Origin of the sequence: Paenibacillus humicus NBRC 102415 (genome assembly GCF_004000905.1) — a bacterium.
GTDB lineage: Bacteria > Bacillota > Bacilli > Paenibacillales > Paenibacillaceae > Paenibacillus_O > Paenibacillus_O humicus.
Map to the genome: position 1 here is coordinate 48882 of NZ_BIMD01000035.1, position 9156 is coordinate 58037.

The window sequence follows — 9156 nt, forward strand, 5'->3', positions numbered from 1 at the left end:
CGTTAAAAGCCAGAATTTGCTCGCGAGCAGCCCACGCTCAGGACTAGAGGGGCAGCCGCACCGTCATGACGGTCCCCCGCCCGAGCTCGCTCTCCGCTTCGACCGAGCCCCCGTGCAAGTTGACGATCCGCTGCACGATGGACAGTCCGAGCCCGCTGCCGCTGCCTCCTTCTCCATCGTGGCGGCGCGATTTGTCCGCTTTGTGGAACCGCTCGAAGATGCGGGAAAGCTCATCCGGCGCGATGCCCGGTCCCGTATCGCGGACCGATACGCTCCAGAAGCCGTCCTCTTGCCTGAGCTCGATGCCCAGGACGCCTCCCCGGCCCGTAAATTTGACGGCATTGCCGATCAGATTCAGCCATACCTCGTACATAAGGCTCTGGTCGGCGGCCACGGTCGTCTCGGGCAATTCCAGCTCCAGCTGAAGCTCCTTGTCTGTCCACTGCCACTCCAGCATGAGCAGCGCTTGACGCAGCTGCTCATCCAGCCGGTACGGCTGCCGGTGCAGCACCCGCTCCTGACGGTCGACGTCGGCAAGCATCAGCAGCTGGCGGCTGAGCGAGGACAGCCTCCGGCTCTCCTCGTCGATGACGGCCAGATAACGCCGGGTCTCCAGCGCATCCGGAGCCGGCTTGCTGTCCAGAAGGGTGCGGATGAAGCCCCGGATGGACGTCAGCGGAGACTGGAATTCATGGGACACATTCGCCACGAACTCCTGGCGCATCCGGTCCAGATCGCGGATGGACCGCGCCATCGTAGAGAAGCGGCGGCCGAGCTCGCCGATCTCATCGCGCCGGGACGTGTCGATGCTCACCTCGTAATCGCCTCCGGCGATGCGCTGCGCCGCTCTCGTCAGCCGCTTCACCGGCTGCACGATGAGGCTGCTGAGCGCGGCGATCAGCAGCAGGCTGATGCCGAACGTGCTGACGAGCAGCACCGCCACGATTACGCGCACCTCCCCGATCTGGCGCTCCAGATCGGGACGGATGAAGACGGCAGCCGTTCCTTCCGCCGTCTTCAGCGGAAAGCCGTACGTATTGCGGGCGCTGTTCTCGAAGTAGGCGAACAGCTTGAAGCGCCTGTTCTCCTCCGACATGCCATGGTAGGCGCCCCCCTCCCTCACCTTCTCCACCTGGCTTGCCGAAGGAAACCGCTCGTGGCGGAAAGCTGTCCCGTAGGCGTGCCTGTCGCCTGAGGGACCGACTGTATACAGCTGGTAGCCAAGGCCCGCAATGCCTCCGAGCAGCGTCGGCAGATCCTCCTGCGGCGCTCCGTCATGCAAGGCCTTGACCTGATCCGCCGCCTGCTCCATGTTCGCTTCATTATTGGCATTGAGCCGGTAATCGTAATAAAGGCTGGTGAGCAGCATGCCTCCGATGCTGCTGAGCAGCGCGATCAAGACAAAGGTAAGGACGATGCGGAAATACAGGCTCTTCACGATGGGCCGCCCCCGGTCTCCAGCTTGTAGCCGAGGCCCCGGATCGTCGTGATGACGAAGTCGTTCCGGCAAGGCTCGAATCTTTCCCTTAAACGCTTCACATGCACGTCGACGGTCCGGCTGTCTCCCTCATAGTCCGTTCCCCAGATCATGGAGATGAGCTGCTCCCGGGTATGGATTCGGCCCGGCTGGCTGGCAAGCTGAGCCAGCAGCTGAAATTCGCGCAGCGGCAGGACGATGCTCTGCCCGGCGGCCGTCACCTCGTAGCTCCCTCGGTCGATCGTCACGCCCCCCAGCCGGATGACCTCCGAGCTGGCCATCCGGTACCGGCGCAGCAGCGCCTTGATCCGGAACAGCAGCTCCTGCGGCTCGAAAGGCTTCACGAGGTAATCGTCCGTTCCGGCCTCGAAGCCCCTTTCCTTGTCCTCCATCGCTCCCTTGGCCGTCAGCAGGATGACCGGCAGATCGTAGTGGCGGCGAATCTCCTCCGTCAGCTCCAGTCCGTCCTTATGGGGCATCATGACATCGACGACGGCCAGATGTACCTGCCCGGCTTCCAGCATGGACACCGCTTCTTGTCCGTCCGCGGCTTCGCTCACGGCATATCCCTCGCGTGTCAGCACGAGCCTCAGCAGCTCGCGGATATGTGGATCGTCGTCGGCGACCAGAATATGGATACGCATAGGCATGAGCCTCCCGGTGGTTGGAATCCTTCAAATCAACTGTTGGTATCATGACGGATGTATGCTCCGATTTCAACTTTCACCTTAGACGGAGGATCAAAAAAAGCCAGCCAGAAATTCTGGCTGGCCTGATCGTACGAAAAGCCTCCTGAAGGCTTTCCGTAAAAATGGAGCGGATTTAGTTGATCTTGATCAGAGTCAGAGCGGCTCCTTGTCCGCCCTGCAGAATAATCGCTCCCAGCATGCCGCCCGCACTCAGCTGAACCGTAGATCCGGCTGAAAGGGTTACGATTCCGCTCGCTTGCCAAGTCGACCTCGACTGGCTAGGGATAATGGCCAAGCTGTTGACGCCAGTCCCGTTGACGAGAAGATTCGAACTCACCAGGCTAACCGAGGTCGTCTGAATCGAGTACGAAACATAGTAGGTTCCGGATTCATTCACGGTGACTTCCGTGTTTCCCGCATTCATGGTAAAGGAAGAATTGTATTCGACGGAGGGCAGCGGAATTGCAGTTCCCCCTAAGACAACGGCAACGACCGATCCGCTCGTATTGGCCGCGTAAAAGGCTTGCAGAGCAGCGGCTCCAGAAGGGCCGGGAAGGCCTTGTTCTCCCTGAATGCCTTGAGGTCCCTGAACGCCTTGAGGCCCCTGAGGTCCCGTTGCTCCAGCTGGGCCCGTGTCGCCTTTATCGCCTTTGGCTCCGGCAGGGCCCTGAGGACCTGCCGGACCCGCTGCTCCTGTCGCACCAGCAGCACCTGTCGACCCCGCCGGCCCCGTCGCTCCGGTGTCGCCCTTATCGCCCTTGGCACCTTGGGCCCCAGTCGGACCTGCCGGGCCGGCTGCTCCTGTCGACCCCGCCGGTCCCGCCGCTCCGGTGTCGCCCTTATCGCCCTTGGCACCTTGAGCCCCGGTCGGACCTGCCGGGCCGGCTGCTCCTGTCGTTCCCGCCGGTCCCGTCGCCCCGGTGTCGCCTTTATCGCCCTTGGCACCCGTGTCGCCCTTATCGCCCTTGGCCCCGGTATCGCCTTTTTCCCCTTTGGCACCGGTATCGCCTTTTCCAGCGGAAACAGAAGCATCCTTCTTGGACGGAAGAATCAATTGCTTCGCCGCAGCATTCCACTCCACGGTTATACCGAGTGCCATGGACAGGGCTCGCACAGGCAAGTACAGCGTGCCGTTAAGCGAGAGGGGCAGCACCTGCTTCCCGGCGGCATCCGTCAGTTGGGTCTGGATTCCGTTCAGATAGACCTGGACCGCTACCGGTTCCGCCGCGACCTGCTTACCGGCAGGAACCGATTCAACCGCAACGGGGGAAGACGCATCTTCCGATGAGGTCAGATAAACAGCCTTCTTCGCGCTGTCCCAATCGGCCTGAATGCCTGTCGCAGCGGCAATCAGCCGCAGCGGCACATACAACGTCCCATTCGCGTTGATGGAATTCGCCACCAACCGACTCTCGCCAAACACGATTGGCGTAGTACCCGTAACCGCCTGCTGCTTCGGCGCAGCCCCTGCAATCGTTGCCGCCAGAACGGAAGCAAGCAGCAAAGCGGACACGGCAGCGCCCGTTTTTTTCACCAGCATACCTAAACCCCCCGCAAGTGTGGAAATAAGCCCTCGAAAGAATGCATCGCCCAAATAATCTGAAGTAAGCTAGGTATGGATGGAGCCCGCAATAATTGAGAGTCTGCATCTCACTTAGGACCATTTAAATATACCATTTCATGATAATCGTGAATATATATCCATAAATAAACACCTGGAACACAACTGCAGGCGGCAATCGGCGATGCAATCGTTGCTGTCAGCCGAATTCCTTCCTCTTTTCCTGCCGGAGTACTATACTTGCAAGAGAATAATACGCTCAGAAAGGAAGCCGCCCATGTCACCTAGCAAAACCGATCCGCGCGTGCTGCGGACGCGCCGGCTGCTGCGCGAAGCTCTCGTCCAGCTCATGGAAGAGCGTGGAATGGACAACTTCTCCGTCCAGGAGCTCGCGGATCAGGCGACGATCAAACGAGCGACATTCTATTTGCATTACGAGGACAAGCAGGCTTTGCTGGACGAATATATCGGCGAGCTTCTGCAGGAGCTCCGGGATGCCGTCTCGACCTCCGAGGCCGATGGCGAAGGGTTCGATTATCTCCGCGGCGAGCCGCATCCAAGCTTTGTGAAGCTGTTCCATCATATAAGCGACCGTTATTCCGTCTACTATGCCATGCTGGTCCGCAATCGAGTGCCCCAGCTTGCTTCGGGAATGCTGAATGTCATCCACGACTTCGTATCGGACGGCATGGCCTTTGCCCAGCCCGACGACAGCCTGCTCACGGCAAGGCGCGAGGTTGCCGTCAAATACGCAGAAGCCGCCATTCTCGAGGTCGTCATCTGGTGGATTGAGAAGCAGATGCCGTACGAGGAAAGGGATATCGCCGCCCAGCTGATGAATCTGTCCATACTCGGTCCCTATAAGGTGCTGCCGGAACAAAAAGACCGTACGACGTAAAAAAGGCTGTTCCTGATCACGCAATGCGATCTTGGAACAGCCTTGCTGCTTGTTCTGGCTTAGAGCGCCGTCCAGCCGCCGTCGATGACCAGCTCGGCGCCGGTCATGAAGCGGGCTTCGTCGGAAGCGAGGAACAGCACGCCGTAGGCGACATCCTCCGGCTTGCCCATGTAAGGAAGCTGTGTGAACGTCTGGTAGAACGGCATCGCGTCCTTCATGGAAGGCTCCGTCATCGGAGTGACGATGATGCCGGGATGGACGGAGTTGACGCGGATGCTCTGCTTGGCGTACTCGACCGCCGCTGCTTTGGTCAGCGTGCGGAGGCCGCCCTTGGCCGCCGTGTAGGCGCTCGATCCGGCCATGCCGACGATTCCGCCGATCGAGGAGATGTTGACGATAGAACCGGAGCCGGCCTTCTGCATCTCCGGAATGACAGCTTTCATGCCGAGGACACAGCCGGTCAGGTTGATGTCCAGGACGCGGTTCCATTCCGTCAGGTCGAAGCTCGCAATCGTGCGCGTCGACGCAATGCCCGCATTGTTGACGAGGATATCCACCTTGCCGTAGAGGCGGACAGCCTCGTCGACGACATGCTGCCACTCTTCCTCGGAAGCTACATTATGCTTGATCGCTGTTGCCTCGCCGCCAGCCGTCCTGATCTCGGCAGCGACCTTCTCCAGCTCGGAGATATTCACATCCGTCATCACGACCCGGGCTCCCTCGCGGGCGAACAGGCGGGCCTCCTCCGCTCCCATGCCGGTTGCCGCACCGGTTACAATGGCTGTTTTACCCTCTAAACGCGCCATATAAAAATCTCCTCTCGGATAAAGGTTGGTCCTGCAGCGGCTCTTGTAACCGCTTTAGCCTTGCAGGTTAAGTATAAGACATTACGTCCATTATGTGAAGTAATGATCAATATGTATATTAAGTTGGGTTTAGAAAAAAATTCATAATCTGCTCCGCAGCCGCCTTCCTTCGACATTCCGTCTGTCATTTCCCAGGATGATTCGCAGGAACATTACGGGGAGAAAGGGAAAGCCTAGATTCGCTTAAGACGGCCTTGATGGAAATGAACAGCGCAACGATTTTTGAAGCGAACCACAGCGGAAGGGAAGAAAAAACGCGGCGCAGATGAACTGCGGCGCGCTTTTGGATGGATTTATTTGGTATCCTTTTCAGCTTTATCGTTTTTCTCTCCTGTGCGGCATGCTTGTCCCAGAGCCTCGGCGAATTCAACCTCGTTGCTGGAGCCCAGCTTGGCTCCGAACTGATCCAGCCTTCCGGGATGCCCTGCGGGACCTGAGTTTTTCGGCTTGCTGTTTCGTCCTGACATAGATGTCGGCCTCCTAAGGAATCATAATGATTGCCCTATAGGTTCCCCGAGTGCGGGAGCGGATTATTCAGCCCGTCGATGATTTGAGGCGAGCTTGCCTCGCTTTCATTGGAGCCGGCCCGCTCAAACAAGCGAAGGGATGCCCCTCAGCCATTTTCATGACTTATGGGACATCCCCAATATGCGGGACAGGCAGGCCTTATGGCCTGTCCGACTAGGCTCTACTCGCGGATTTCGGCGATCAGCTCGATCTCCACGGGCGTATGGAACGGCAGGTCGCTCGTGCCAATGGCGCTGCGGGCATGGCGTCCGTTCTCGCCGAACACCTCGATAAGCAGATCGGAGGCGGCGTTCATGACGTAAGGCTGATCGCCGAAGCCCGGAGCGCTGTTCACGAAGCCGAGCAGCTTGACGATTTTGACGACGCGGTCAAGGTCGCCCAGATAAGCCTTCATCGCCGCAAGCAGGTTGATGACGATCTGGCGGGCGGCCTCCTGGCCTTGCTGTATCGTCAGGTCGGAGCCGACCTTGCCCTCATGCATGAGAACGCCGTCGATGCGGCAGTCGAAGCCCGAAGTGTAGATCAGGTTGCCGGTCTGATTGACCGGTATGTAGGAAAATTTCGGCGCCGGAAGCTCCGGGAGCGTGATGCCGAGCTCGGCGAGGCGTTGGTCGATTTTAGACATGTTCATCGATCCTTTCATCTGGAACTATAATGGGCAGTGCTTGAGGTCTCAAAAAACTGCATGCTGTTTGGCATGCTCGAATGGAATCATATGGCTCCGAGACCTTGGCCGTCCGTTTGGCAGGGCTGTCTCATGGATGTCCATGCCCGCTGCCGCAGGCGCATGAGGCTGCGCGGAGGAAGCCTCCGGCGCGCTCTCCGGTATGCACGCCGTCCTGCATGGCGACGCGCCCGGAGACGACGACATGCGAGATGCCCTCCGGCTGCTGCTTGGGATCGGCAAAGGTCGCGGTATCCTGGATCGTATCCGGATTGAACACGACGAGGTCGGCGGCATAATCCGGCACGATCAGGCCCCGCTTGCCGAGACGGAAGCGCTGCACCGGGAACGAGGTCAGCTTGCGCACCGCATCCTCCAGCGTCAGCACCCGCTCCTCGCGCACGTATTTGGCAAAGACGCGGGGAAACGTTCCATACAGCCTCGGATGCGGCTTGCCCGTCTCGCAGGTGAGGCTGTCCGAGGCGATCAGGGAGCGGGGATAGGCGATGACCTGGCGGACGTCGTCATCCGACATGTGGAAGTAAACGATTGGCACCTGGCCGTCCTCTTCCAGCAGCAGATCCATCATGCAGTCGGCGGGATGGACGCCGCGCATCGCGGCGATCTCCTCGATATGCTTCCCCTCCAAGGTCGCATTGGCGCCGCCGGCCGAGGCGACGAACACGCTCTGCCAGCCGGTGGAGCAGACCAGATTGTCCCAGCCGTCCTGCTCCCGGCCGAGCTCCTCGCGGATGCGGCGCCGCAGGACGGGGTCGCGGAACGCTTCCAGCGCTCCCGGAATGCCTCCCTCCAGCACCCATGGAGGCAGGATCGTCGTCAGCGATGTCGATCCCGCCGAATAAGGGTAGACGTCCACCGTCACGTCCATGCCTCTGGCACGGGCGTCCTCGACGAGCTCCATCGCTTCAAGAACCTTGCCCCAGTTGATTTTTCCGGCCGCCTTGAGATGGCTGATGTGGAGCGGAATGCCCGCCTTCCCGGCGATCCAGATGACCTCGCGCACCGAAGGCAGCAGATTGTTGCCCTCGCCGCGGATATGCGTGCTCAGCAGGCCGTCGTAGCGTGGCAGCACCGTGCACAGCTCCGCAAGCTCTTCCTTGGACGTATAGCTGCCGGGGGAGTAGAGCAGGCCGATCGACAGGCCGATGGCGCCGGCGCGCAGCCCCTCCTCCAGCAGCTCCTTCATCCGGCGCAGCTCCGCGGCAGTGGCCGGGCGGTTGTCGAAGCCCATGACAGCGATCCGCAGGGCGCCATGGGCGACGTAGGTCGCCATATGTTCAGCCGGAGCGGATCGGGCGACATAGTCCATGTATTCGCCGACCGTATTCCACTGCCAGTCATGCCGGGTACTGCCGATGACGGGGGAAATGTAGCTGCGCAGCAGCTCCTCCCGGTCCGGGAATACCGGCGCCGGAGCGAGTCCGCAGTTGCCGACGACTTCGGCGGTGACGCCCTGGCTGAGCTTGATCTCGCTGAGCGGATGGTCGAGGATCATGAGATCCGAATGGCAGTGGCCGTCGATGAAGCCGGGGGAAATGACGCGTCCCTGAACATCGATCGTCTGCGCCGCCTCCGCGTCCACGCGGCCGACAGCGGCAATCATTCCATCCTTCACGCCTACGTCGCCGCGGAACCACGGATTGCCGCTCCCGTCCACGATGCGTCCGTTTTTGAGCACTAAATCCAGCATGTCGCCTTTCGCTCCCTTCTATTGAATGCAGCCGCGCGCGGCGACCGGAACTCTCCGCAGCCCGCCGTCCTTATCGCTGATGTACACGCTGGAATGAAGATTCACCGTGCTGCAGATATGGTTCGGGATGACGCGCAGCAGGTCGCCCGGCTGGCAGTCGTCCTCCGGCCGTACCCGGATGACGCCATGCTCCTCGTTCATCCGCTCGAACACGGCATGCGGCAGGCCGACGACATGGCCGAAGCCCTGCAGCTGCAGCGGCGCGCCGCCCGGCTGCACATCGGTCGCGAACGTCTTGCTGCCGCCGTCGATGACGATGCGGTCCGTCGCCGGCCGGCTGACGACCGTCACCCATACCTCGGCCGCGCAGTCGTCCAGCTTGCAGAGGCCGAAGGCCGCCTGCATCCGGTCGTGGAACACGTACGTTCCGGGCCGGATCTCCGTGACGCCCTCGATCTCGGCGGCATACACCGCCGTCGGAGTCGAGCCGACGCTCACGTCGCGGATCGGCACGCCTCCCCGGCGCAGCTCCTGTGCGACGGCAGCCATCATGCGGCCTTCCTCGTGGCCGGCCGCCCGCAGGTCCATCGTCGGCGCCCCGCCGAGCATCGCGCCGCGGTACGTGAAGATGCCCGTCAGGTCCAGGCCGGGCATCGCCGCGATCTCCCGCGCCAGCGGCAGCGCCGCCTCCGGCGCTACCCCCGTGCGCCTGAGCCCCGTCTCGATCTCGAGACGGACCTCCAGCGCGATGCCGGCGGCCTC

Annotated in this window: 9 protein-coding genes; 1 reads left to right on the forward strand and 8 read right to left on the reverse strand. The window is 61.0% G+C overall.

Annotated elements, in window-relative coordinates; genetic code table 11:
- Positions 1-43 precede the first annotated feature (43 nt).
- The 3 genes from PHU01S_RS18710 to PHU01S_RS18720 form a co-directional block, all read right to left on the reverse strand.
- Entirely contained in the window at positions 44-1438 is a 1395-nt protein-coding gene (locus PHU01S_RS18710) for a sensor histidine kinase (protein WP_048748620.1), read from the reverse strand.
- Positions 1435-2121 (reverse strand): response regulator transcription factor, encoded by a 687-nt coding sequence (locus PHU01S_RS18715; RefSeq protein WP_049868767.1) that lies wholly within the window; start codon positions 2119-2121, stop codon positions 1435-1437. Before PHU01S_RS18715 ends, PHU01S_RS18710 begins: the two co-directional genes overlap by 4 nt.
- A gap of 178 nt (positions 2122-2299) precedes the next feature.
- Positions 2300-3706: a BclA C-terminal domain-containing protein gene (locus PHU01S_RS18720; protein ID WP_127509137.1), complete on the reverse strand. Its 1407-nt coding sequence runs from the start codon at positions 3704-3706 to the stop codon at positions 2300-2302.
- Between the two features lie 298 nt (positions 3707-4004).
- On the opposite strand from PHU01S_RS18720, the gene PHU01S_RS18725 reads away from it, so the two are divergent.
- Complete coding sequence (locus tag PHU01S_RS18725; protein ID WP_049868765.1) at positions 4005-4625, forward strand: TetR/AcrR family transcriptional regulator; 621 nt, start codon at positions 4005-4007, stop codon at positions 4623-4625.
- A gap of 59 nt (positions 4626-4684) precedes the next feature.
- On the opposite strand, the gene PHU01S_RS18730 is transcribed toward PHU01S_RS18725, so the two are convergent.
- From PHU01S_RS18730 to PHU01S_RS18745, 5 genes are all read right to left on the reverse strand, one after another.
- The gene (locus PHU01S_RS18730) at positions 4685-5431 is read right to left on the reverse strand and encodes an SDR family NAD(P)-dependent oxidoreductase (protein WP_048744496.1); all 747 of its coding nucleotides are present in this window, start codon (positions 5429-5431) and stop codon (positions 4685-4687) included.
- A gap of 353 nt (positions 5432-5784) precedes the next feature.
- Entirely contained in the window at positions 5785-5958 is a 174-nt protein-coding gene (locus tag PHU01S_RS25880; RefSeq protein WP_021881835.1) for a hypothetical protein, read from the reverse strand.
- Positions 5959-6179: 221 nt separating this feature from the next.
- Positions 6180-6644: a RidA family protein gene (locus tag PHU01S_RS18735; RefSeq protein WP_048744495.1), complete on the reverse strand. Its 465-nt coding sequence runs from the start codon at positions 6642-6644 to the stop codon at positions 6180-6182.
- A gap of 130 nt (positions 6645-6774) precedes the next feature.
- A complete protein-coding gene (locus PHU01S_RS18740; RefSeq protein WP_048744493.1) occupies positions 6775-8394 on the reverse strand; it encodes an N-acyl-D-amino-acid deacylase family protein in 1620 nt (539 codons plus the stop codon).
- Between the two features lie 18 nt (positions 8395-8412).
- Positions 8413-9156: alanine racemase (locus tag PHU01S_RS18745; RefSeq protein ID WP_127509141.1), on the reverse strand; the 744-nt coding region annotated here is incomplete at its 5' end.